This window comes from Sphingobacterium sp. DR205 (assembly GCF_011064245.1).
GTDB classification, from domain to species: domain Bacteria; phylum Bacteroidota; class Bacteroidia; order Sphingobacteriales; family Sphingobacteriaceae; genus Sphingobacterium; species Sphingobacterium athyrii.
Genome location: NZ_CP049333.1, coordinates 80,156 through 105,706 on the forward strand (window position 1 = coordinate 80,156; position 25,551 = coordinate 105,706).

Sequence of the window (25,551 nt, forward strand, 5' to 3'; positions counted from 1 at the left end):
GTTGGTTCCCCTCGCACCGCATTTTGCCGTGGTTCGCTATAATTAAAATAACAGCCTTTATTCTATTATTTTCGATTGTTTCTCTGAAAATAGCTTATTACTGTTCTAATCTTTATCAGATATCATTAAACACATAATACGCCAATTAATTGGCAATTACTTTCTGATAAATACATATTTACTCCCCCTCCCTTGTCGCTGGATGGTCGGGACACACCATCCCATTGTCACCGCTTAGGCCACCAAAAGGCAAGACGGCACAATTGGGCCAAGGGCGCCAGCGAGGGATGCGTGCGTAGGGGCGTTTAGTATACCCTTGACCTTTGTGCCATCGTGGGTAAATTTGCAGAAGCGGTGAAGATGGATATCCATATCGCCAGCAATATGTAACCGTAGATATGTGTCTATATCTTTTACTGTATATAAGTTTTTGGTTATATTCAGTAAACCATATATCTATCCTACATTTACCGGAAAAATGAACCGTGATGGCTTGGGGAAAGCCGAAACAATGATCCGGCAGATAATTTTTATATCATGCTGGATCATTGTTCTATCCACTTTCATAATTAATCGAATAGCGTTTTTATCTCCGCAGTCCCCTTTTTTTCTTCTTTCGTTTTCTTCTTCTTTCTTCCTCATCAGTGACCGTTCCCTGACCGCCAAACTCCTGAACAGGATCAAGAAGAATATCCAGGAGTCCAAGTCCATTTGTGGCAAATGAGGAAAATATATCACCAAGTACGGTAGGCCCATCCTGAGCGGGGTTAGCAAATATCCGATCTGTCCAGCCATCTTCCATTTTTGGGATAGCCTCTCTTTCCAGAAGCCTGTCAAAGGTATAAAGCCGTGCTTTCTGTTCCGCATTGCCATTCTTCATGATATTCGCATATTGAAAAGTTTCTTTCAATTTTCTATCAAATCCGAAGATCCTGTCAAAGACAGTTTCGCCGCACTGCTTAAAGGCCATCTGGTCAAACTGTCCGAGCTTTTTGGAATGTTCCACATTCCTGCCCCGGGATCTGTTCTGTGGGCTCAGTTTGATACGGTTGGTGATGTCTTTTCGGCTTACAATGACCTGAATGTGCATCTGTGGACCTTCCTTTCGTTGCCCCACTTTTCTCGTGCCATTCTTGACCTCCTTGTCCTTGTGGCTATAGTAGCGGTAGTTCTCCAGTTTGGCGAACCATAACAGATCCTTGTTGTTTTCTATTCCCGGACGTTTAAAATTTCGGGCATATTCATCCATGATCCGTGCAGCATATTCCTTTAATTTTTCTCTTGCGCCATCCTCGCCATAAGTAGCGAGCAGGAAATCAATCTCTTTTCTGCTGGGACTGATATTGAGCAGGAAGAACTTACTGTCCTCCCGGCCCAATTTGGCAATATTGCCATCAATCCCAATGCGCACCTCATGGGGTCTAATGTCATTCCGCTCACCATTGAACCAGTGTTCCTGTTTTTTATTATAGGCCAGCCGGTTTTCCTTTTCCAGATAGGCGACAAGATCGCTACAGCTTCCTTTGCTATTCCCTGTTTCGGAATCCGTGATATTGATATACATAACGGCTAAAGTTTATCCAGTGCTTCCCTGACCTGTCTTGCCAGTTCCTCTTTTTTTGCTGCAGATACCGGCCATCCCAGTGTTTCCCGCTGGGCAATGTAATGTTCAAGGATCCTTCTGAAATCATCCTTTAGTTCCTGCCTCTGTGTAATGCCCAGAAATATCTTTTTAAGGACTTTGTCCAGACTCCCAAGATATTCCGTATTTGCCTTTAGAAATTCTGATGCCTGCTGCTGTTCATCGGAAATCAGGTCAATTAGACCGGATTGCTGTTTGGTGACAGCACCAAGTTCGTCCAGCATGGAATACAGGGGGACCAATAGGTCGGTCTCCTGTTTTCGGATAAAGGAAAGTATACGGCTTACCCCACTGGAGAGTTCTTTTTTCAGTACCTCATCATTCAGGTCAGCAGGGTCTTTTTTGCTCCTGTAAAAATAATCGACCATCTCCATCACCAATTGCCGCTTGGTCCTGCCCAGTTTACGGGAGAGCAGAGCCAGACGGCCATCCACTTCCACCGGGAAGCGAACAGACCGTGTATTTTCATCGGGTCTAGCCATTACGATCGGAATTATTGTCGACGATAAACCGAAATCTGCTTGCCTTTGTCGGATGCCAGGAGGGAATGTAGTCCACGTAGCCATAAAGTACCAGATCGGAAAGGCATTTATGATAGGTCGCAATGGACTTTATACGTGAAAAATGCATCAGCTTTTTACGGCTGGAATGAAAGAAATCCCCGGGACGTTCTTTCTGGTGATAATAGAACATTGCCAGGAGCAGTCCGATATGTGATGGAAGCAACCTGCTGTCTTTTGTAGTTTGCTCCAAATATGAGCTAAAGTAATGATCCTGCATGTTGTTATCCATTGCCATTACCTCCTTCCATCATTTTATTGACATCACTGCTGCGATAATACATACTGCCCCCGATCTTTTTAAAGGGTAGGATGCCCGTGATCCGTAGGTTCTGCAAGGTTCCGGGAGATATGTCCAGTTTCTTTCTGACCTCCCTGCTGCGGAGCCATTCCTTGTCTGCGCTATTTCCTAGATTTTCTCTTTTTAAAACCTGTCTAATCTCTTCGAACAGTTCTTTCTTGAACTGCTGTAAGTCTTCTTTTGTCAGGATGTCAAATACCATAAGCATACCAATTTTGTGAACAATGCGGGCTCGGCATTTGTGCCTTGCCACTGGTACAAAATTGGATGCTGGGAGGACAGTCTGGATGACCAGTGGAGTCCGATGGTCATGTTTAGCAGTCGAACAGGATCGCTATTAATCCTGTTTTATGGGTATTATCTGGAACAGTTTTTTGTCTGCGGGGATTTTTACGCCTTTCATGGAGTCTTTTGGATCTTTCTGTACAAAATAATTCCGGACGGTATTGACCGGTATATCTTTGCCATTATAGACGAAATATTTCGAGACCATTTTGTAATAAGGGCTTTCGTGGTCACTGATAAGTAATTTCCTCCCATTAGGAAGCGTCAGGTTTTTCATCTGTTGGAGCAGGTCGATAAAAGTTGGAAGATGCTCGTCCTGTACCATTGGTTTGACGGATACCTCGTATTTTTCAAGATCGGCCAGTTTCTTTTGCAGGGTTTCCAGTTCTGCTCGCAATTTCATGATCTCTCCGTCCTTCTCTTTTATCAGTAAATCATTTGGCCTGATGTTCCATTTGTCCAATGGTGCAAGAAAATCCAGAAATTCATTCAGCTTTCCGATATTTGAAACATAGAGCGGATGCTTAGAAGAATAGGGACTCTGGCCTTTAAAATAATCAATCCTATCGGAAGCGATATGCCATACATGGGAAAAGAACTCCTTTTCTGAACGGTTTCTACCGGAAAGGTAATATTCCAGATGGTACTGATAGTAGTCGCCCAATACCTCCCGTTTTAAGCCATAGATCTTTAAAAGAAAATGATTGTCTTCATATCCACTAGGAACTCCTTTTATAGTTCCGATTGAGAAAGGATGTGGCTTGAAATCAAGTGTTTTTCTTGCCTTAAAGTAATTTGCTGACATAGATCTAATGTAACTAAAAATCTCTTTCTGTACAAAAAGAGGGGAAAATCTAGATTTTCTCGGTCTTTTTCAAATCGGGTTTAACGCACTGCGGGATCATGACACATTCTTCTGTTTTTTATAATTTGCTCCAGAATAGAACCAAGCTTATACTAATTAATCTATAAATTTTTTAATAATCTATAACATCCGGCAATCTTATCCGTCTATGTACATAATTGCTGCCACTGTGCAAGATGGCTCCTTATAGTTTCAGCGATTTTACTAAATTTAAAATAGATTACTAATCAATAATTATTGAAGAAGTCAAGGTATAGGTCATATAGTGATAATGAACTTGTTGAGCAGATGTTTCAGGGAGATAGGAACTCTTTTGCCGAACTTTATGATCGGTACTTTGCTGTTATTTATTCTTTTGTTCGCAAAATGCTCCGGGATTCGGATCAGGCAGAGGATGTGACCCAGGAAATCTTTTTGGCCTTCTATGAGAATGGCACGCAGACCCCAGTTAAATCAGTGCGGTCCTATCTATATCAAAGTGCACGATATGCAATCGTAGATCTATTCAGGAAACAAAAGCATCAAAATAATTATCTGGCGGGCCTACAGGATTATTACCATAAAGGAGCTTGGACAACAGATGACATGCTGATCGAGCGTGAATTGCAGCATCGGATAGAACAGGAAGTAGACGGGTTACCACCCAAAATGCGAAAGATATTTGAACTGAGTCGAAGGCAGTATTTGAGTAACAAGGAGATTGCTGACCAGCTTAGTCTTTCCGAAGGTACGGTAAGGCAGCAGATCCATAATGCCATTGTAAGACTGCGTTCTCGTCTTACCTGCTATATATGGTTACAGGTTATGGTATTGCTCTGGTGGATAGGTAAGATGTTATAAAACATTTCAATTTATCTATAACATCCACTGGTGTCAAACGACTACACTATTACATTAACGGAATCGTCTTATGGAAATGAATCAGGATGAAATAAAGCGGCTGGTCGACAGATACCTAAACGGAACGTGCTCGGAAGAGGAGGCGCGTATAGTGAATAGCCATTTTAATAAAATTACAGCTGAAACTCCAGAAATGGAGCCTTTGGCCAATCTATCCAAGCGGAAACGACGTGTATGGGAAAACCTGGGAATAGGTACCCCAAAAAATTCAAGAATAAGATCATTCTACTATATTTCTATCGCGGCAGCACTGCTACTGATTTTTTCGGGCTGGTGGTTCTTTAAATGGACGGATTCTGGCAAAGTTCATGATACTACATTGGCTAAACAGCAGGAAGATGTTGCACCGGGCAGCAACGGAGCTACACTGACGTTCTCAGACGGGCGTAAGATCATACTGGACAGTACAAGGCTTGGAGCCATTATCGGTAGATCATTGACATATAACGATGGCAGTCCGATCAGAGGATCGGTTAATCTTCCTGTGAATGGGGCGGTTTCAATTGTTGCAGCTACAGAAAAAGGACAGGTTTATACATTCATCCTTCCGGACGGCTCGAAGGTATGGCTCAATGCCGATTCCAGGCTAACATTTCCATCAAGGTTTGCCGCCAATGAGCGACAGGTTTCTTTGGAAGGCGAAGGTTATTTTGAAATCAGCGAGCAGCGGATAAAGAATAAGGATAACAGATCAGCAAAATTGCCATTTATTGTATCCTCACAGGGACAGGAAGTCAAGGTAACCGGGACAAAATTTAATATTGCGGCCTATAGAAATGAAAAGACCATCAAGACAACATTACTAGAGGGAGGCGTACTGGTCAATGGACAATTGTTGAAACCGGGACAGCAGAGTTCTCTTTTTACCAGTGGCGATCTGAAAATAGAGGAGGCAGATGTCATGCAGGCAATTGGCTGGCAACAGGGTGATTTTGTTTTTCGGGGAGAGACCTTGGAAGAAGTGTTCCGTACCGTGGCACGATGGTATAATGTTGAGGTCCGTTATCAGCGCAATGCTGCCCGGTATATTACCGTAGGCGGCACTGTTTCACGTTCACGAAGTATAAGTGCGGTATTGGACCTGATGGAAAAAACCGGCAAGGTCACTTTTAAAGTATCCGGCAACGTTATTACAGTGATGTAACGCTCAACACTGAAAAGATATACAATCCAATTATTGACATAAATTTCTAAACATGAAAAGACAGCTATCCGATACAGGTTAATTTCCAGCGTGTTGGATTACAAAAGGAAGCCGGCAGTGTTGGAAGCACTACCGGCCGAAATTTGAGCCAACCGATCCCGAAAACGGGAAAAAACAATTTTGGACAATCATTCTGTAAAACTCAAACCAAAGCAAAAATATGCAAATAAATGCTTTTCACAAAGGTGTGCTATTTTGGCGCGCTTTGCTCAAAATACTATTGATTATGAAATTGATCATGGTCATCATGATAGCCTTTCTGGTACAGGTAAAAGCAAATGTCCTGGCCCAGCGGATAAGTCTCAGCGAGAAAAATACTTCGTTGCAAAAGGTCATTGACAATATCCATAAACAGTCAGGTTATGATTTTCTGGTGTTGGATTATAAATTAGTAAGCCGTGCTACTCCTGTAACGATACAAATAAACAGCGGAAGTCTAAAGGAAGTGTTGGACAGGATTCTCCTTCCCAGAGGATTGGATTATATATTAGAAGACAAGTCAATTGTTATCAAGGGAAAGGTCAACGAGTCACAGGTGGCCAATTCTATCATGAAAGCTTATGACGAAGTTCTACAACAAACAGTCCGGGGACGTGTTGTAAATGAGAACGGTGAACCACTTGCTGGAGCGACGATTTATGTTCTGGATAGCGGAGAAAAAAGAACTTCAAAACAAACAAGTAGTGATATAAATGGTCTTTTTGAAATAAAGGGAATACAAAATGGTGATCTTTTAGAAATTTCCTATTTGGGTTTTAAGTTGCAGAAAATCACTAGCAAAACAGAAATAGGAACTATTGTATTATATCCCATCTCTACAAAAGTTGACGAAGTACAGGTCGTCAATACCGGGTTCTACAGTATTCCAAAGGAAAGAGTCACCGGATCATTTACGGTTATAGACAACAAACTGCTGAACCGCTCAGTGGGTGGCAACATCCTCCAGCGACTCGACGGTGTCACCTCCGGAGTTCAGTTTGTCACACCAAATGGTACCAAAGCATCCGACATCCGGGTAAGAGGACTGGCGACTATACAGTCCGATGCGAGCCCGCTCATTGTTGTCGACAACTTTCCCTATGATGGTGATATCAGCTCTATAAATCCGAATGATATTGATAACATCACGATCCTGAAAGACGGTGCCGCAGCATCTATATGGGGAGCACGTGCGGGAAATGGTGTGATCGTGATCACAACAAAAAAAGGACAATATGGACAGAAAGGGCAGCTTTCCATCAATAGCAATGTAACTATTGGCCAAAAACCCGACCTGATGTACAGCCGGAACCGTCTACCCTCTGAGACTGTCATGGCGATCGAAAAAGAGAAATACGAAAAAGGAGGGTATTATCTGGAAAATGCACAGCAGACTGCTTTTCCAGCGTATGTGGAAATGCTGATCGCGCGGGATAAGGGAACACTCAGCCCCGAAGAATTTGCCCGGCAGGAAGCCATTTTAAAAAATACGGAAGTTCGCCAGGGAGCGATGAAATATCTCTACCAGCCCGCCGTATACCAGCAGTATGCGCTTAATGCACGTGGAGGAGGCGAAAGTTTTACCTATTATGCGTCAGGCGGATATGACAAAAGCCGCTCCAGCGAAGTCGGAGCCTTCAATGACCGAATAAATCTCAATCTACAAAATACCTTCAGGCCATTTCCCCATCTGGAACTGTCCACAGCACTTTGGTACAGCAGACAGGCGAATCAGAACAATCAGATCACATTGGACGATCTCAGGGGTAATGCCACCAATATCGGTCTCTCACCCTACACCCGCTTATTTGATGAAAACGGAAATCCTGCATCTGTCATAAAAGAGTACAGACAGCCTTATGTGGAGCAGGCAGGGGCTAACGGCTTACTTGACTGGCAATATCGCCCACTGGAAGAACGGGGTCTTATGGACAGGCTGGGAAACAGTGACGAGCTCAGGGCAAACCTTGGCCTGAGGTACGATTTTCTCCGGCATTTTAACATCAACGCTACCTATCAATATATCCGGGGCAGCTCATCCAGCACGGCCGAGTATGATAAAGACAGCTATTACGCGCGCAATATCGTCAACCGCTTCACACAGGCCGACGGCACACGGATTATTCCCTATGGCGGAGTATTCCGCGAGCTGCCGTCCACTTTTTCGCGAAGCCATTCTGCACGCGCACAGCTGGACTACTCACAGAAATTTAGCGACGAACATGAGATAACCACACTGGCAGGTGCTGAGATCAGGGAAATGATACAGCTTACAGACCCGGGCTATACACTCTATAATTATGATCCCGATTTGATGATCGGGGACAACAATTACAACTATACCGAAAATTATAAGATACGGCCCAGCGGCAGGTCAAGACTCCTTGCCCCTCCTTCTGCAAAACAGCAGCTTACAGACCGTTACCTGTCCTATTTTGGAAATGCAAGCTATACCTATAAAACCAGATATATTCTGTCCGGTTCACTCCGATGGGATGGGTCAAACCTGTTCGGAGTGAAAACCAACCAGAAAGGAACACCATTATGGTCTATGGGAGCAAGCTGGGAGCTTACCAAAGAATCCTGGTTCAAATTGCCTGTCATGGATTATCTACGCCTAAGGGGAACTTATGGGATCGCAGGAAATGTAAACAAAAATGTAAGTTCCCTTCCAACTATCGAACATGCTGCGACCAATGAAAACACCGGCCTTCCACAGGCAATTGTGCGAAGTATCGGAAATCCATCCCTGCGCTGGGAACAGGTAAAAACATTTAATATGGGGCTCGATATCCGATTGCTCGATAATCGCATTTCGGTAAGCGCCGATTATTACGTAAAAAATGCAAACGACCTGATCGGAGCCAGCGTACTACCACCCAGTAGCGGAATTTATCCGGAAAGCTTTGCTGAAAGCTCGAATCTTGTCAACTATGCGAACCTGAAAACAAAAGGAATGGACTTACAGCTCAGCAGCCGAAATATCCGTGGGGCTTTTAACTGGAACAGTACACTTCTTTTCAACATCGTCCATAATGAAGTCACCCGATATTCAGCAAATAATAATATCGGATTATACAATTATCTGCTTCCACCTTCTTTTCCCGTAGTGGGTAAAAGCAAAGATATTTTATATGCTTTACCTAAATATTCGCTCGATCCTGAAGATGGGACGGTACTCATGTTTATAGATGGACAACGTACCAGAAACGGAGTGGATTATTATAACAGTCTTTCGCCTGAAGACCTCATCGGCACAGGGGTCACTGTTCCGACCACTTATGGTTCCTTACGGAATGAGATCCGATGGAAGAACTTGAGTCTGTCTTTCCTTATTTCATGGAAAATGGGCCATGTATTCAGGCGTTCGACAACTGTTCCCAACGGAGAATATAGGCTGCAGTATCATATGGATTATCTAAAACGGTGGCAAAACCCGGGGGACGAACGCTGGACAGACATACCGGCAACATCGCCTAACCCTTCGGATAATATGTACAGCATGTTTGAACAGTATGAAAATTTTGTGACCAGCGGCAACCATCTGCGGCTCCAGGATCTCAGCTTTTCCTATGATCTCCCGGTATCTATGTTACCAAAATCGGTGTTTAAGAATATACAGTTCTATGCATATGCCCGGAACCTGGGAATAATGTGGAAAGCTAACCATTACGGCATAGATCCTGATTATCCTAATGCAGATTATGTTGTGCCAAAAAGTTTTGCTTTTGGGCTGAGGTTGGACTTTTGATAAGGAAACTATGAAAGATTTAAGAAACTATTTGATTTTTTGCCTTGTCATTATTTTGACAGGCTGCGGAAAAGATTTTCTGGACGCGAAGCGGACATCCAATCAGGTTGTGCCCAAGACCGCCAAGGATTATCTGGCGATCCTGAGCCGGGATAATATGTATTTTAGCTCAAGTGATCTGGCTTACCTTGGAGCGGACGAATATTATGTTAAAAATTCCGCAGACCTTGTTGCCGGCTCACAGTACACACCATTCCATCAGTATGCCTATACCTGGCAGGACAATCCCTATGGCACCCAGCGAAATATCAAGGACTGGGATTTAGCGTATGAAAGGATCATGTACGCCAATCTTGCTCTGGATGTAGAATCTGCCCCAGCCGGTCAGGGTGAGACCACTGACAGGAACAGGGCAAGGGTGGCAGCCCGCTTTCACCGTGCATGGAATTTTTATCAGCTCGCGCAGCTGTTCTGCAGTCCATATAATGAACCAACTGTTGCACAGGCTCCAGGTTTACCCCTGCGGCTGGATTATGATGTTTCAGTCAGATATGACCGCTCATCATTAAAAGCGGTTTACGACCAGATAATAAAGGACCTGACGGAAGCAGAGAATATTCCAATAGTAGACGATACCAACCCCTATATGCCGGGCACCACCGCGGTGCAGGCACTTTTGGCAAAGGTCTATCTCCAGCAGGGAAAGTTTGATCTGGCACTCCGATATGCAGATATTGTTTTGCAAAAGAAAAAGGTGCTGATAGATTATAATAAGCTGACGGGGTCAGTCACTGATATCTATGGAAGCTATTTTGAGCCTTATGGAAAAAATAATCCTGCTATTATTTTTTATTCCGCAGCTGCCGTTGGGGGAATCATAATGCCTACAATGCAAAATATAGACACACTTTTCACCGAATCTATTCAGCCGGAGGATCTCAGGGGGAAAATATATTTTTTTACAAGGCCAGACGGAACGAAAGTCTATACCGGTTCATATTGTGGTTACGGAGGGAATGAATTCTTCACAGGCCTGAGTGTTGAAGAAATATTATTGATCCGTACAGAATGTCGGGCCCGCTCGGGTATGGATCAGCAGGCTTTAGATGACATCAACCTACTCAGAAAACACCGAACTGACGCTGACACATATCATGAACTTAAACTTTCCGACGTATCCGATATATTAACCTATGTTCTGACTGAAAGAAGAAAAGAATTATTTATGCGCGGAAGCAGATGGGAAGATGCACGAAGGCTCAACCTTGAAGGGAAATATCCGGTCACTTTTACCAGGATATTGGATGGCATGAAATACTCGTTGGCGCCAAATAGTAAAAAATGGGTCTGGCCTATCCCGCAGTCAGAAATTGATGCCAGTGGCATCCTGCAAAATGAACGTTAATAATAGATAAATATTATGAGAATGAACTTTAACAAAATGTGTATTAAATTGTCGAATATATTTCAAATAATTAGATTCACTTCACTACTATTTTTTATTATTTTCTTTATCTCTTTGTTTAATGGAGAAACTCTTGCACAATCAAGGAACAAAATGTCCTCTTGCACAGACAAAAATATTATAAGAGAGAATATCTCTTATTTCGTTACGACCACTGATAAGGATGATATTCGAAGACAAATATTACATTTTAACCCCGATGCTAATCTGGCCAAATACCCCTTGCTTGAATATAGTGTAAATATGGATCGCATATCTCCACTTAAAGCAGGGCAAAAGGTATCGGACGACATCATGGACCTACCTATACGTATCGTCAACGACATATATGGAAGGGACAGCATTACACTGAGAGAACTTTCGGCAGACAAGATGCTCGTTCTAGACTTTTGGGCAACCTGGTGTGCTCCCTGCTTGGCTTCGATGGATAAATGGAAACAACTGCAGCCAAAGTATCGTGATCATGTCCAATCTGTCGGACTTATGCTTGATTATGACTACAAGGCTGAACTAACTACTAGAAAAAAGGGCTGGACTTCGCCTCAGCTTATAGGCCCCGAAGTGTACCTGCTAAATGCATATTTATGTGGTATACCAGTTACGGGCCCTTCGGCATGGATAAAAGATGGGACTTTGGTTGGAATTACCGATGCAACCATAGATATTGAACCTATTCTGGAGAAGATTGTCGCCGACAAAATCACTACTGTTCCTGAGAAATACATGTGGAAATCACCATTTTGATAGCATAAATTTTTAAAAAAATTATTTTGAGCCTTTTGTTAATAAATAGCAAAGGCTCAAAATTGCTATATAACCATAAAGTTAATGATTTGGATATATAGCCTAATAGATATATAGCTTATCGCTGCTAAATTCAAACCATATTTAGTATACTGGACAGTATACTAAAAAGAGGCTTAATGCTATTATTAAGCGAATAGAGTATCCCCGGAGGATACTCAAAACCCCATTTGCTGAGCATGGGGCAAGAAAAGTAGGGCTCTGCCCAACTTCTGCTTGCTCCTTTGTATCGTCCTATTATGGGTTTACACATTGTATCGTCCTACTTTGGGTTTACACATTGTCTCGTCCGATTATAGGTTTACAGTTTATTATCTACACAAAAGTGTGGAATTTATTAAATTACTAAAAGCAGCTTTTTTTTTAATTATTTTTAGTTCCAGAATCTGCTGATAAACATTTAGGGAATGTTCATAGTCGGGCGAATCCAACACAAACCAATCTTATATAAGATCATTAAGGAAATATTGGGAGAAGTACTATGAGCTAACCGTTTTTGTAAAATAACATTATGGAAAATACAAACAACAATATCGAATCATTTCAAGAAGATAGTTATAATAGGCATTCCAATTGGTATACAAATCTCTTCCCCGAAAAAGAACAGAAGATAGCTTTGTTAAATGGAATAAAAACATATAAGGGAACAATAAATCATTGGTTACAGAATCAGTTTTTTGAATGTGTCAAACCCATTACAACATATAAGAATGCATCTTGGTTGACCGTAGGTGACGCTTACGGGCATGACGCGAATTATTTAATCGAGAATGGTGTCCAAAATGTAATTGCCTCCGATATAAGTGATGAATTTCTTGCAGTATCTAAAGAGGTTGGTATTGTTGAGCAATACTCTGCTGAAAATGCAGAAAATCTCTCGTTCGAAAATAATAGCATAGACTATATTTTATGTAAAGAAACCTATCATCATTTTCCTCGGCCTTACGCTGCGCTCTATGAAATGATCCGAGTAGCAAAAAAGGGAATTGTAATTATCGAACCGCAAGATCCGATTATGAAAATGCCCTTTTTATTGTTTATGAGCAACGTTTTAGAAAAGATAAAATATGGCTTGGTAAATAAGATTTGGAAAAACCGTTTCTCTTATGAAGCAGTTGGCAACTTCGTCTATAAGGTTTCTGAAAGGGAAATGGAAAAGTTTGCTGCTGGTATCAATTTACCAATGGTAGCAATCAAAAATTTCAATCCTAATTTTTGGTTCCCAGGAAGTGAAAAAATTCCAGCCATTAAATCCGAGAAAAAATTTAGAAAAATTCTCTTCAAAAAAGGTCTTCGTGATTCTCTATCAAATTTTGGCATTGTACCAAGTCAATCTTTAAGTATTATAATATTTAAAACTCTTCCTGAAATCGAATTACGGGAATCTTTAAAAAAACGAGGCTATAAATTAATTAATATACCAAATAACCCTTATTTATAGTGGCGAATACATTCGGTAAGTATTGATTCCATTTCTAAAAATTGTTACTTGAAATAAAGTATGAACTTTAAGAATTTTTCCTTATAATATTTTGCAATTTGAATATTTAAACCAAGAAAATCTTATAATATTTTCTTATCTTAGATATACAGCACTTGCAGCTAAAACGTATATCAAACCAGTGAGTTATTCGGTGAGTAGGGAAACAGAAGGTTTGTAAATAACTGATAAATAGATTAATGCAAGTAGGGTTCGATTCCCCTACGGGCTACAAAAGATAAAACCTGCAGATGTTAAATTTGCAGGTTTTTTTGTTTTTAGCACTTTGTTAACCAGGAGAATAACTTCTGATATTCATTATGTCGGGATGCTCGATAAGTCAATCCATCAAACTATAATTTTTAAGGGTATAAGTGCCAACAATATAGCGTTTATCATCAACACCTGCATTTATGAAAAGTTCATCGAGTTTTGTTAAACAAGCAATTATCTTATCTACAGCTCATCTAGTTCCAATTTTTACAAGTGGCTTATCTTTGAAGTTGGGCAGTTTGGCGTCTAAACGGTAATTGTATCGTCTAATTATAATGCTGTTAGAGTTTCTTAGAGACCATATTACTGTTCTGGATTTTGGTCAGACCAATGGCTGTTCCTTTATTATCTACGTTAAAAACAATAGTCGCATCCAAGTCCCGGGCGTAGAACTTGTGTTTGTCAAACGGCACTAGTTCCTTTCTGTCGTTCCCCACTTGTCCATAAAGGATGTTGTTTTCCAGGACCACTTCAAATACTGGCCCGGGATTAAACTGGTACTTTCCGGTGTATTTCGCTAATTGTGTCGTGGAAACGTTGATTTTCGGTTGAGCTTCCAAGGCAGTGTTTTCTCTGACAGCCGAGCTAGGCATACCCGTACCACTTGTCGTAAACCCATCCACGATACCTTTTTCATCCCTGGTAAATTTGAACGTGTTTAGACTATTTTCCACCAAAAACTGATCCTTTCCATTGGGAACCAAACGAGTTTTTGGCCCACCCAGATAATAATACATCAGATTTCCATCTTGCAACCGTACAGAATGTTTTCTACCATTTTTAATGTTATATACACCCTGAAACACTTCCAGTTCAGATGACTTTAGTGTAATAGGTTTATAGTCGTATGGTTTTCCTAAAGCCACAGCGAGGAGCTTGGATGCCAGGATATCAGGTTCATAGGGGGTATCGCAATTCCGTAGTATCGTAATAGAAAGATTTTCCAGTGGCAGATAAGCTGCATGAGTAAAAAAACCATTAACCACCCCTACATGCTTAACGCTAGGACTTCCTTGGACGTTTCCTGTTTCCCATCCGTAACCATAGCCTGTCAAACGTCCGTCATTCAGTTTAAAGGATGTTTGTGCTTTCCTGATTATCTCTGATTTCAGCAATTTGCAGTTATGCAAGCCATTGTACCATTTTTGCAAATCCCCAGCGGTTGACATCAGCGAACCGGCGGCATAGGGAAGGCTCATGCTTAGATAGTCTGCATTACGGTATACACCATTTCGCTGGACATATCCTGACACTCTACCAAATATGATCCTAGTCGGGGTATCATAATAAGAATGAGTCATTCCTAAAGGCTTGAAAATCGTTTCTTCGATAAATTCCGCATAGCTTTTTCCTGTTATTTGTTCTATAATATAGCCCAGCAAGATATACCCGGAATTGGAATATTTGTAGTCTGAACCGGGATCATAGTCCAATGGTTCCGATTTGACTAAATCCACCAGCAGTCTAGGACTTAGGCCCTTTAGTTTGATTTCATCAGTAAAGCTTGGCAGTCCAGTATAGTTAACGACTCCAGAGGTATGGGTTAACAAGGCTTCAATCGTGATTACTTTCTTTTTCTCCGGGAAATCCGGGATGTATTTGCGGATGTCATCTTGGATCGACAACTTGCCTTGTTCCTGCAGCATCAAGATCAGTACTGCAGTAAACTGCTTGGTCACTGATGCCAGGCGAAATACGTGTTCCGGCGTCATCGCCACATCAAGCTCGATGTTGGCTTTACCAAATGCCTTCTGATAAAGCACTTGGTCACCTCTGCTCAGGTACACAACTGTACCTGCGCCATCTTTAGCAAATTGGGCACTGGTGAGAGAATCAAACTGCTGCTGGTTGGTCTGTGCGAGTGCTATAACTTGGACAAGCAGCGAAAAAATAAGGCATAGCAATACCAGTAATGATGTTTTCATTTTTTATAAGTTATTGTTAAATCTGAATGTTAATTGTAAAAAAAGTGGTTTTATTCTTTTTTCGGAGTGCTTTTCAGTGCGAAGTAAGACGTGATAAGTGCGAGGCCGAGCCCCATAAAAATGCAAATCCCGACAGCCAGAAATTTTTGGGTGGGAAAGAGATCACCTAGGGCTAGACCCGCGGCCAATCCAAGAGCAACTCCGACGCTGCTGAAGCCAAGTACCAGCAGCATTGGCAAAAATTTGGATTGATTTTTAAAATAATCCGGCGAAAGCCCCCTTTCTATGATTTCCATGCGTTCTTTATGTCTGGTGGTAAAGTAATAATAGCTAATCCCAAATACGACAAGGGAGATGGATATAAATAATGCCGCTGATGTAGTTTCCATTTCAATTGTTTTTGTTAATTTCCTGATAGGACTGAATTTAGGGATAAGTGGTCACAATGTGACCAATATTTTTTTCTGATAGTCTAAGTAATAGTACTTATAAATAATTTGGCCACACGCATGCTGTTCGGAAAAAACCGTAAAGGTGAAGACTATTACTTAAAAAAAGCCTTGGATGGTGAGCGTGAGGGCTTTGATTATTTGGTGTCAACTTATCAAAAGCTGGCCTATACATTGGCAATTAAAATTTGCGGAAATAATGAAGATGCGGAAGAAGTGGTGCAGGATTCGTTTATGAAAGCCTTCCGGGCATTGGATAAATTTAGAAGTGCGGCTAAGTTTTCCACTTGGCTATATCAAATCGTTTACTATACAGCTTTGACTAGAAAAAGTAGTAAACGAATAGAAACGACAGAACTGGCTGAAAATTCCGAATCCAAAAGCTATCTGCTCGACGAAAAGAGAGAAATTGGCGGCCTGATTCAGTCAGATAGGAAAAGATATATTGACCTGGCGCTTTCTAGACTTGGAGAAGAAGAAAGGTCGGCGATTACACTTCATTATCTGGGAGAGAAAAGCACGTCAGAAATAGCGAAAATCCTGGACATTGGAAAGTCAGCCGTCAAAATGAGGCTGATGAGAGGACGGGAAAAACTAGAACAATCGCTAAGAAGTTTATTAGGGAATGAAATGAAAGATTTATGATAAACCGTGAGAAAATGAAAAAGGGTGATCCACTTGCAGATTTACTGAAACAGGAGATTTTGGATACACCTTCAGCAAAGTTTTCCGACCAGCTGCTACAGGCATCCATGAATAGTTATCGGGTTAGTTACGGTAAGAGGTATCAAAAAGAAGAGCGGCTGGGAAAAGTGATCAGTGCTATTCTGATATTTTTTAACCTGATGTTACTAGTAAAGTTAAAACCGTTTGGGAGTGACTCCGCATTACTGATCGGCATTCTGGCCGCTGTGATAGCTATATTTGGGTATAGTATGCATTATTTGACTCGGCATCCGCGTCATACATCTCAGCATTCGTAGGCGGATTGTTGGAATGAGCGTAAATATTGCAAACTGTTAAACCCAATAATCGAATAGTGATCGTTAAAGGCAGTTCCGAATGCCTAATTTTCTCCATATGTTTCGGTTTTAAGCGTAACAATTGCTTCTTTCACTATTTGTAGTACCGAGCACTTGAATCGCTCCTGCCACTGTGTCTACACTGTCCTTATGCTTGCCGTATCATTATCCCTAACACCATTGCATTATTCTTGCTTTTAAGGGCTCCGCTCACGTGTAAAAAGTGCATTCCCTTAAAAAACGAGACATTCAATTCACTAGCTACTTTTTTTCTTTTAACAGATTAATTTATAGGTCGCTAGTGTTGATACAAATCTATAAAGGACACCCTCGAAAGTATTATAAGAAAGCAATACTTCGGGTTAATCCATTCAACGATTTATTCAGGCAATTATTCGGGAGCTGCCCTCTTAACTAGGATGGAGGGACAAGAAAATGAAACTCCAGTCGTGAAAAGTGAAATTAGAAGCTATGTGGTGGACGAAAATACTGTTTTTTTCTATGCAGGGAATATTGATGAAGAGAGACAAGATCGACGAAATTATAGGATATATGCAACCTTCACTAAGACAGGTACAGTAACTTTTCGCTCGGACAATCCCGATATTAAGTTTGTTGTGAAAAAAGATGCAAGTTATACCATTACTGAACAGATGGATGCCGTCCGTCCTTATTTATTGCATCGTTATATCACGATAAATAATGTGGATTACGAATTTACAGATTATACCCTCGTTTCTACTACAGCAATCAAATTCAAGGTCTCGGGCTCATTGATTTTGGAGCGTCAGCTCAATACACAGATTCCGGACGAGGATCAGTCCATCGAATGGTAATTTGTTCAAACCATTCCGCGAGCTATTGGTTATATCTAAGGTATAAAAAAATAGTGTTATGATTGGTATAGTAGGAGGGCTTGGTCCTTATGCAGGCTTGGATATAGCCAAGAAAATTATAGATGAGACAGTGGCAAGTTCCGATCAGGAACACTTGCCACTGTTGTTGTTTTCCTGCCCTAATTTGATTCCGGATCGTTCCGCATATTTATTGAATAAATCGAAGGAGAATCCCGGAAAGGCAATAGCCGTGGTTTTAAAACAACTGGAGCAGGCTGGCGCAACGATTGCGGCAATTCCGTCGAATACAGCGCATGCAGAACCGATTTTTTCAGTTATTCAGGATGAAATGGCCCGTTTAGGAAATGAACTGAAGTTGCTCCATATTGTCCATGAGACGGTACGCTTTGTTCATGAAAATTATCCAGAGAGTACCATAGGTGTGCTATCGACAGCAGGTGAGCAGGCTTACAGCCAGTATCGGGAAGCTTTTATGAAAAAAGGATTTCCTATCGTAGAACCTGAAGGTGCACAAAAAGAAAAGGTAAACAATGCGATTTACGATAAAGAATATGGGATTAAGGCACAACCAGCACCAATAGCCAATAAGGCAAGAGAAGATTTGTTAATGGCTATGGATGATTTGAAAAAACAGGGTGCACAGGTGATTATTTTGGGATGTGCCGAATTGCCATTGGCCATTCCCGAAAGAGATCATAATGGAATGACCGTAGTGGATCCCAACCGGATCCTCGCCCGGGCACTTATTCAGGCTGTTGCTCCCGGTAAACTCAAAGTACTTTAATGGTGTTTTTTTGTCAAATTGGCAGATTTTTTACTAAAAAGCTTGTTGGTATGAGTTTTGTCCTCTGATTAGTAGTTATTTATGTAACAGGGAGAAACAGATGCAAAAGATCATACACCGAGAAAACGATCGCGGCCATGTTGATTTTGGTTGGTTGAAAAGTGCCCATTCATTTAGCTTTGGGCAATATTTTGATCCTGAAAAAATAAACTTTGGAGCATTACGTGTATTAAACGATGATCAGGTGGAGGGCGGTCAGGGTTTTGGTCGTCATGGCCATGACAATATGGAAATCGTGAGCATACCTTTGGAGGGGATACTTTCCCATCAGGACAGTATGGGCAATGTCCGTAATATTGAAACAGGAGAAGTCCAAATTATGTCCGCGGGTAAAGGGGTGAAGCACTCAGAGTTTAATGGTGATCAGAAAGATCTTGTCAAATTTCTGCAAATATGGGTTATACCCAATGAAATGAATCTAACACCCGGTTATGATCAAAAATCTTACCTGCATTTAGATCGCCATAATAGGTTTGCGACCATTGTATCTCCTGATAGTTCTGATCCGGACACCGTTCATATTCATCAGGATGCGTATTTCAGTCTTGCGGACCTGGATGAAGGGAATACAGTTTCGTATACTGTTCATTCGGAAAGAAATGGTATGTACCTTTTTGTGCTTGAAGGAAAGGTAAAGGTGGCCAGCGAAACATTATCCCGAAGAGATGCTATCGGCATCTACGATTCGGAAAAAATGGAGATCACGGCAGATTACAATGCAAAATTGCTACTGATTGAAGTTCCCATGTTTTAATACAGCGCATATCTTATTATGATTTAGCTGGCTTGACTGGAAACACAAGACAACATCGAGAATTCATGGAGGTTTTGCGAAGAGATAAACAAGTAGTTGCTTATCAATATTAGGAGGGGTAATCAGGATCTGCATCCTGTGCCGGAGCGATCTTTTGCAACAACTGATTCACTTCATCTTCGGTTGCGGTCAATTTTGCCCGGCATACTTCAATAAGCTCGGATGCGCGTTTGATTTTCTCAGCAAGCTCATCAATATTTGTTGTGCCGTTTTCAATTTCTTTTACAATCGTTTGTAATTCATTGAAGGCATCGGTATACGTATATTTTTGTTCCATTGTATACTATCTCTTTAAATTTTTCAGTTTAATATAGTTCCGGTTAGCTGTTTTCGGAACTGTCGCTAAACGATTTCTTATCCGTTACAGTACTTATAATTTCGCCATCTTCCACGATCGTCTGGATCAGATCACCCGGAGATAGCTGATCAAGAGATTGAAGTAACTTGCCATTGACTTTTGTGATGGAAAACCCCCGTTTGAGCAGTCGCCGCGGATCAGAAAGCTGGATAATCCGTTCGGTGTGCGCCAACGCTGTTTTATGTTCATAAAAGCGTAGTTTGATCAACGCACCCAGCTCGTGCTGCATATGCTGAATATTGGTGCGCGCAGTCTGAAGTTCTCGTTTTCCGACCCATTGGATATGCGTTGCCATTTGAGACAGGAAGTTTCTCTCCTCCTTAAACCGTGTAAAGATCAGCTGTTGGATCCCTTCTGCCGCCTTTTCGATTGGGACAGAAAAATTATGGAATTTTTGAATAAGGAAATCAGCCAGCTCACTCGGTGTGATCGCATTTTTATAGGCGACCATCTCACTCACAGTATAGTTGGTAGAATGGCCAATGCCGGTCAATACAGGAATGGGAAAGATCGCTATTGCCTTTGCCAATAAATAATTATTGTAGCTTGATAGACCAACCTCACCACCACCACCACGAATAATGGCGACCACGTCAAATTCAGCTATTTTATCGGCGATCACCGCGAGTTGATTGATAATGGAGGGAATGGATTTATCACCCTGTAAGAGCGCTGGAAATAGTGTGCATTCCAACTTGTAGCCCCATGGGTTTTGATTTATAATTTTGTAAAAATCTGAAAGACCTTTGCTCGTCTCCACCGAAATAATTGCTAGCCTTTTTGGAAGCATTGGGAACGGAATAGATTTATTGGCCTCGTAAATGCCCTCTTCTTTGAGCTTTCTAATGCTGTCCAGTTTTTCTTTCTCCAGTTCCCCTAAGGTAAAAGTCGGATCAATATCAACAATCCTTAAGCTTAAACCATACATCGGATCATAGGAAATACTTGCCTGAAATAACATCGTAATGCCTTCCCTTAAGGGTTCTTGGGCAATTTTCAGAAAATTGTTGTTGATCCGGGTGAAATCTGCTTTCCACAGAGTTGATCTGATCTCTGCAACGATTTTGCCATCCTGTTTTTCAACGAGTTCGGGGTAACAATGTCCGGAATGTGTATAGTGGTTGAGTTTATTCATCTCCGCCTTGATCCAATATAAGCTCTTGTAACGCTCAGCAAGCGTTTTTTGGATACTTTTGCTCACCTCTAACAGGGAAAATATTGTTTTATCTTGAATCAATTCCGGCATTAACCAAATTTACAGAAAAAAAAAGATTTATGCTTGCTCATCCCGAAAATCCCTAACCGGGGGATTTAGAAAACAAGCGTAACAAAATTGATTTTTTTAAAGGAATGAACTTGGCTTTTTTATTTTATTCGTATTTTTATTTGATAGAACCTAAAAAACGATAAAAACAGAATGAAAAAACGATTTTTCGGGGTATTATTTGCAGGTTTATTCTGTATTGCCCCCCTGTTCGCTCAATATAAGTCGACTATAAAGAACGAAACCATACTTTTTAATAATGTAGATCAGCTGCTGCCACTCACAGGGTTGGATCAACGGCGTATTGCTGTCGTCGTTCCAAATGTAGACAAATATGCTACGTTTATAAATCAGCTGACGCGTTATGCGAATACAGCACTTTTTGATTTCAGTAAATTTGACGAAGATATCAAGTATTATAATACGATTATTGTAGCTGGCAAGGAAGATGATTTGGATGCAGATTGTTTGGCGCAGCTTAAGCAGGCAGTCCTGAACAATAAAAAGGTTGTGCTCTGCCATTTCTTTGAGCATGAGCGCAGCAAAAAGGCTGTGTCTGAGCATCCACAATCCGATTTGATTGAACTACTGGCACCTTTTACAGCTGTCGGTCAACGCAATGCCGCGATGTCAATTTTTGGTGGAGCAGCCATTACTGAAGGAAACGCCAAGACGGCTCAAACGCGACTTCAATACAGTTTTGGTGAAAACTCAAGTCTGAACTTGGGTAAATTGACCAAAAAAATTGATGCCATTGCACAAGAAGCAATTGAGAAGCAGGCAACTCCGGGCGCGGTCGTGATGGTTATCAAAGACGGGCAGGTGTTATTGGAAAAATCATACGGTTATCATACCTATTTGAAGGCTATTGCAACAAAAACAAGTGATATTTTTGATCTGGCCTCTGTCAGTAAAATCGCGGGTACTACTCCTGTTATTATGCGTCTGACTGAACGTAATATCATTAATCTGGACAGCACCATGGGGCACTATCTGTGGCAAGCGAAGTATACGAATAAAAAAGATATCAAATTGCGCTCCGTAATGCTGCATGAAGCTGGTTTTACGCCATTTATCCCATTTTATAAATATTTGAAAGCTGGGGATGTTGTTGCCAGTCCAGATCAACAGCATCAGGTTAAGATGGCTGACAATAGTTATATTCTCAACCATTACTATCGGGAAGTGATGTGGCCCGAAATGTTAAAGTCTCCAGTTAAGCCAACAGGAAACTATGTGTATAGCGACATAAGCATGTATGTGATGAAGGAAGTTGCCGAACATCAGACGGCAGTACCCTTGCAGGATTATGTTCAGGAAAATTTCTATCGACCATTAGGAATGACACACGCGGGGTATCTTCCCAGGGAACGATTTTCAAGAGAGCAGATTGTACCTACGGAGCAGGATACTTCATTTCGCAGGACATTATTGGAAGGGTATGTGCACGATCAAGGAGCAGCTATGGCGGAGGGAGTCGCCGGGCATGCGGGGTTATTTGCTACCGCCAATGATCTGGCGATATATGGACAGCTGTTGCTGAATCGGGGTGAATATGGCGGAGAACGCTATTTTAAGACTGAAACGATAGATCAGTTTACCAGTAAGCAGTCCACATCAAGTCGGAGGGGACTGGGGTTCGACCGCTGGGATCCAAATCCGAAAAATGAATATCCATCTAAATTAGCCAATAGCACTGTCTTCGGACACACGGGGTACACAGGTACCTGTATCTGGATAGATCCGCAAAACCAGCTGATCTATATCTTTCTATCCAATCGGGTACACCCGCAGGTCAGTACCAAATTGTTGGATCTCAATATCCGCAGCCGGATTCAGGATGCGATTTACGAAACAATCAATGAGGTGAAAAAATGACAAAAAAATTAGTGCTTATGGGCTTATGCATGTTGTCCTTAAACCACTTGGCCCATAGTCAGGATTATAAGCAAATTCATGCAGACATGGTTGTTGTTGATGGGCATAATGATGTGATCTATGAATCTATTTTTCCGGGAAAAGATATCGGTCAGCGTCTGAATTCCGGTGCCACGGATTTACCACGGCTAAAGGAAGGTGGAGTAGATGTACAAGTATTTGCTGTTTGGTCCGATGATGCGAAATGGAAGACCGGAGCATTCGAGCATGCCAATGCTCAGATAGATGCGCTGGAGAAAATGGTAGCGGCTAATGCGGGAGCTATTGCCTTGGCTAAATCAGTGGGTGATATCGACGCAATTCTAAAAACTGGAAAAATTGCTGCAATTGTCGGTGTGGAGGGCGGTAATATGATTGAGGGCAGTATTGATAATCTGGTCAGGTTCCATGAACGTGGCGCGAAATATCTGACCTTGACCTGGAACTATAATCTACCCTGGGCAAGCTGCGCTGCGATGGAGTCCAAAAAGATGGATTCGAAGGCAAAAGGATTAACGGATCATGGGAAAGCAATCATTAAAAAAATGAATGAACTTGGCATGCTAGTCGATCTCTCCCACGGTGGCGAGCAGACTTTTTATGATGTCCTTGCGGTTTCCCGTAAGCCGATATTGGTGTCGCATAGTAATGCCTATCGTTTATGTCCACATTTCCGAAACCTGAAAGATGAACAATTAGAAGCGTTGAAGAAAAATGGCGGTGTGATCGGTGTGAACTTTTACTCTGGTTTTTTAGATCCGGATTATGAGAAGAGATTGAAGCAGATCTACGGGCGACAAGTTGGCAAGAACGCGGATACAACGCAGAATACCTGGAGCATGTATGATCAGTTGTCAAAGGAAGCCAAGCACGAAGCCGACGCACCATTATCCAAATTATTGGATCATATTGATTACCTGGTCAGGAAAGTAGGTATTGATCATGTTGCAGTTGGATCGGATTTTGACGGCATCGAATCATCACCTCAGGGCTTAGAAGATGTTTCTAAATTTCCTTTATTGACAAAGGGACTTTTGGAAAGAGGATACAACAAAGGAGATGTTGCGAAGATTATGGGACTGAATTTCCTACGGATTTTAAAAGAAAATGAAGAATAGGGTAATGGATGGAAATTTGTAATTTCGTAGAATGGCAAAAACAAAATCCGCATATTTCTGTCAAAACTGTGGCTATGAGGCTCCCAAATGGATGGGACAGTGTCCTTCGTGCAAACAATGGAATAGTTTTGTTGAGGAGGTAGTTGAAAAAAGTAGCTCAAAAGTTCCTGAATGGCGAAGCACAACAACAACCGGAAATACAAAAAGGACAAATAAGGCGGCAATCATCCATGAGATTGTGTATCAGGATGAATCCCGTATTATTACCCCCGATCAGGAGTTCAACCGTGTATTAGGCGGCGGCATAGTTCCAGGTTCCTTGGTGTTGATCGGTGGTGAGCCCGGAATAGGAAAGTCCACCTTGATGTTGCAGCTCGCTTTGTCCATTCCACAGGTCAAAACGCTCTATATTTCCGGAGAGGAGAGCGAACAACAGATCAAGATGCGTGCAGAAAGGTTGTCACAGTCCTCTAAAGCCAATTGTTATATTCTGACGGAAACATCCACACAAAATATTTTCAAGCAGATTGAGACCGTACAGCCTAATGTTATTGTCATCGATTCCATCCAAACGCTGCATTCATCACAGATTGAATCGGCACCGGGGTCGGTTTCTCAGGTACGGGAATGTACCGCCGAATTACTCCGGTTCGCGAAAGAAACCAGTACTCCCGTATTTATTGTAGGGCATATTACCAAAGATGGTTCTATAGCCGGACCGAAAGTATTGGAACATATGGTTGATACCGTACTACAATTTGAGGGCGATCGTCATCATGTTTATCGTATTTTACGTGCTGTCAAAAATAGGTTTGGGTCCGCTTCGGAATTGGGTATATATGAAATGCAGGGTTCCGGATTGCGGGAGGTGTCCAATCCGTCCGAAATCATGATTTCACAACGTGATGAGCCCGTGAGTGGAGTTTCCATTGCGGCCATGCTTGAGGGGATGCGGCCTATGATGATCGAGGTGCAGGCTTTGGTGAGCAATTCGGCATTTGGTACAGCTCAACGCTCGTCTACAGGTTACGATACAAAGCGATTAAACATGCTGTTAGCAGTATTGGAAAAGCGATTTGGTTTTCGTTTAAGTGCACAGGATGTATTTTTGAACATTGCCGGCGGGCTGCGGGTCGAAGATCCCGCTATTGATCTGGCAGTTGTCGTTGCGATTATCTCATCTCAGCAAGATATTCCGATACGGAGCAACCTGACTTTTGCCGGCGAGGTGGGTTTGTCGGGAGAAATCAGAGCCGTCAACCGGATTGAACAACGTATCCAGGAAGCTGAGAAGCTGGGTTTTGATGGAATCTTTATTTCCAAGTTTAATACCAAAGGACTGGATGCCAAAAAATATAATATTGCCATTCGGCCAGTAGCTAAACTGGAGGATATTTTTAGCGCCTTATTTGGCTGATTTGCTAAAACCTAGAAAAAAAAGAATAGGTCCCCAAAAATCAGGCACCTATTCTTT

At 41.8% G+C, this 25,551-nt stretch carries 23 protein-coding genes; 14 read left to right on the forward strand and 9 right to left on the reverse strand.

Translation table 11 applies throughout. The features are described 5' to 3' along the window. Positions 1-586 precede the first annotated feature (586 nt). The 5 genes from G6053_RS00400 to G6053_RS00420 form a co-directional block, all read right to left on the reverse strand. Positions 587-1,564, reverse strand: a complete 978-nt coding sequence (locus G6053_RS00400) for a DUF5712 family protein (protein ID WP_165305166.1) — start codon at positions 1,562-1,564, stop codon at positions 587-589. Between the two features lie 5 nt (positions 1,565-1,569). Next, positions 1,570-2,124 carry a BfmA/BtgA family mobilization protein gene (locus tag G6053_RS00405; RefSeq protein WP_165305167.1) on the reverse strand — a complete coding sequence of 185 codons (555 nt, stop codon included), beginning with the start codon at positions 2,122-2,124 and terminating at the stop codon, positions 1,570-1,572. Further along, a complete protein-coding gene (locus G6053_RS00410) occupies positions 2,117-2,440 on the reverse strand; it encodes a hypothetical protein (protein ID WP_206531842.1) in 324 nt (107 codons plus the stop codon). The genes G6053_RS00405 and G6053_RS00410 overlap by 8 nt, the downstream gene beginning before the upstream one ends. Then, positions 2,427-2,705, reverse strand: coding sequence for a helix-turn-helix domain-containing protein (locus G6053_RS00415; RefSeq protein WP_165305168.1), 279 nt, complete (start codon positions 2,703-2,705; stop codon positions 2,427-2,429). Before G6053_RS00415 ends, G6053_RS00410 begins: the two co-directional genes overlap by 14 nt. A 135-nt stretch (positions 2,706-2,840) precedes the next feature. Next, positions 2,841-3,593, reverse strand: coding sequence for a hypothetical protein (locus G6053_RS00420; protein ID WP_165305169.1), 753 nt, complete (start codon positions 3,591-3,593; stop codon positions 2,841-2,843). Between the two features lie 297 nt (positions 3,594-3,890). On the opposite strand from G6053_RS00420, the gene G6053_RS00425 reads away from it, so the two are divergent. The 6 genes from G6053_RS00425 to G6053_RS00450 all read left to right on the forward strand — a co-directional run bounded on the left by G6053_RS00425 (position 3,891) and on the right by G6053_RS00450 (position 13,197). Next, positions 3,891-4,493: an RNA polymerase sigma factor gene (locus G6053_RS00425; protein WP_165305170.1), complete on the forward strand. Its 603-nt coding sequence runs from the start codon at positions 3,891-3,893 to the stop codon at positions 4,491-4,493. A 70-nt stretch (positions 4,494-4,563) separates the two neighbouring features. Next, positions 4,564-5,697, forward strand: a complete 1,134-nt coding sequence (locus tag G6053_RS00430; protein ID WP_165305171.1) for a FecR domain-containing protein — start codon at positions 4,564-4,566, stop codon at positions 5,695-5,697. Between the two features lie 286 nt (positions 5,698-5,983). Then, positions 5,984-9,487 (forward strand): SusC/RagA family TonB-linked outer membrane protein, encoded by a 3,504-nt coding sequence (locus G6053_RS00435; RefSeq protein WP_165305172.1) that lies wholly within the window; start codon positions 5,984-5,986, stop codon positions 9,485-9,487. A gap of 10 nt (positions 9,488-9,497) precedes the next feature. Beyond that, positions 9,498-10,892 carry a RagB/SusD family nutrient uptake outer membrane protein gene (locus tag G6053_RS00440; protein ID WP_165305173.1) on the forward strand — a complete coding sequence of 465 codons (1,395 nt, stop codon included), beginning with the start codon at positions 9,498-9,500 and terminating at the stop codon, positions 10,890-10,892. A 153-nt stretch (positions 10,893-11,045) separates the two neighbouring features. Continuing rightward, positions 11,046-11,696 carry a thioredoxin-like domain-containing protein gene (locus tag G6053_RS00445; RefSeq protein ID WP_165305174.1) on the forward strand — a complete coding sequence of 217 codons (651 nt, stop codon included), beginning with the start codon at positions 11,046-11,048 and terminating at the stop codon, positions 11,694-11,696. A gap of 571 nt (positions 11,697-12,267) precedes the next feature. Beyond that, entirely contained in the window at positions 12,268-13,197 is a 930-nt protein-coding gene (locus G6053_RS00450) for a class I SAM-dependent methyltransferase (protein WP_165305175.1), read from the forward strand. A gap of 593 nt (positions 13,198-13,790) precedes the next feature. Here the strand turns inward: G6053_RS00450 and G6053_RS00455 are convergent. Continuing rightward, entirely contained in the window at positions 13,791-15,434 is a 1,644-nt protein-coding gene (locus G6053_RS00455; protein WP_165305176.1) for a serine hydrolase, read from the reverse strand. Positions 15,435-15,484: 50 nt separating this feature from the next. Next, positions 15,485-15,823 (reverse strand): DUF6249 domain-containing protein, encoded by a 339-nt coding sequence (locus G6053_RS00460; RefSeq protein ID WP_165305177.1) that lies wholly within the window; start codon positions 15,821-15,823, stop codon positions 15,485-15,487. A 120-nt stretch (positions 15,824-15,943) separates the two neighbouring features. Between G6053_RS00460 and G6053_RS00465 the strand changes: the two genes are divergently transcribed. From G6053_RS00465 to G6053_RS00485, 5 genes are all read left to right on the forward strand, one after another. Continuing rightward, positions 15,944-16,528 (forward strand): RNA polymerase sigma factor, encoded by a 585-nt coding sequence (locus G6053_RS00465; RefSeq protein ID WP_108635359.1) that lies wholly within the window; start codon positions 15,944-15,946, stop codon positions 16,526-16,528. A 14-nt stretch (positions 16,529-16,542) separates the two neighbouring features. After that, the gene (locus G6053_RS00470; RefSeq protein WP_146191088.1) at positions 16,543-16,866 is read left to right on the forward strand and encodes a hypothetical protein; all 324 of its coding nucleotides are present in this window, start codon (positions 16,543-16,545) and stop codon (positions 16,864-16,866) included. Positions 16,867-17,282: 416 nt separating this feature from the next. Continuing rightward, a complete protein-coding gene (locus G6053_RS00475) occupies positions 17,283-17,741 on the forward strand; it encodes a DUF4361 domain-containing protein (RefSeq protein WP_277603218.1) in 459 nt (152 codons plus the stop codon). A gap of 58 nt (positions 17,742-17,799) precedes the next feature. Continuing rightward, a complete protein-coding gene (locus tag G6053_RS00480) occupies positions 17,800-18,546 on the forward strand; it encodes an amino acid racemase (protein WP_165305179.1) in 747 nt (248 codons plus the stop codon). A gap of 100 nt (positions 18,547-18,646) precedes the next feature. Then, complete coding sequence (locus G6053_RS00485; protein WP_165305180.1) at positions 18,647-19,360, forward strand: pirin family protein; 714 nt, start codon at positions 18,647-18,649, stop codon at positions 19,358-19,360. A 109-nt stretch (positions 19,361-19,469) separates the two neighbouring features. Here G6053_RS00485 and xseB read toward each other — a convergent pair whose 3' ends face one another. Then, on the reverse strand, positions 19,470-19,697 hold the full coding sequence (gene xseB / locus G6053_RS00490) for an exodeoxyribonuclease VII small subunit (RefSeq protein WP_108635350.1): 228 nt from the start codon (positions 19,695-19,697) through the stop codon (positions 19,470-19,472). Between the two features lie 43 nt (positions 19,698-19,740). Continuing rightward, a complete protein-coding gene (gene xseA, locus G6053_RS00495; RefSeq protein ID WP_165305181.1) occupies positions 19,741-21,024 on the reverse strand; it encodes an exodeoxyribonuclease VII large subunit in 1,284 nt (427 codons plus the stop codon). A gap of 171 nt (positions 21,025-21,195) precedes the next feature. Here xseA and G6053_RS00500 point away from each other — a divergent pair, with 171 nt between their 5' ends. From G6053_RS00500 to radA, 3 genes are read left to right on the forward strand one after another with little or no spacing between them, the layout of a single operon-like run. Then, complete coding sequence (locus G6053_RS00500) at positions 21,196-22,920, forward strand: serine hydrolase (RefSeq protein ID WP_165305182.1); 1,725 nt, start codon at positions 21,196-21,198, stop codon at positions 22,918-22,920. Then, entirely contained in the window at positions 22,917-24,077 is a 1,161-nt protein-coding gene (locus G6053_RS00505; RefSeq protein WP_165305183.1) for a dipeptidase, read from the forward strand. The genes G6053_RS00500 and G6053_RS00505 overlap by 4 nt, the downstream gene beginning before the upstream one ends. Before the next feature lie 31 nt (positions 24,078-24,108). Continuing rightward, positions 24,109-25,494, forward strand: a complete 1,386-nt coding sequence (gene radA / locus G6053_RS00510; RefSeq protein WP_165305184.1) for a DNA repair protein RadA — start codon at positions 24,109-24,111, stop codon at positions 25,492-25,494. Positions 25,495-25,551: the final 57 nt, after the last annotated feature.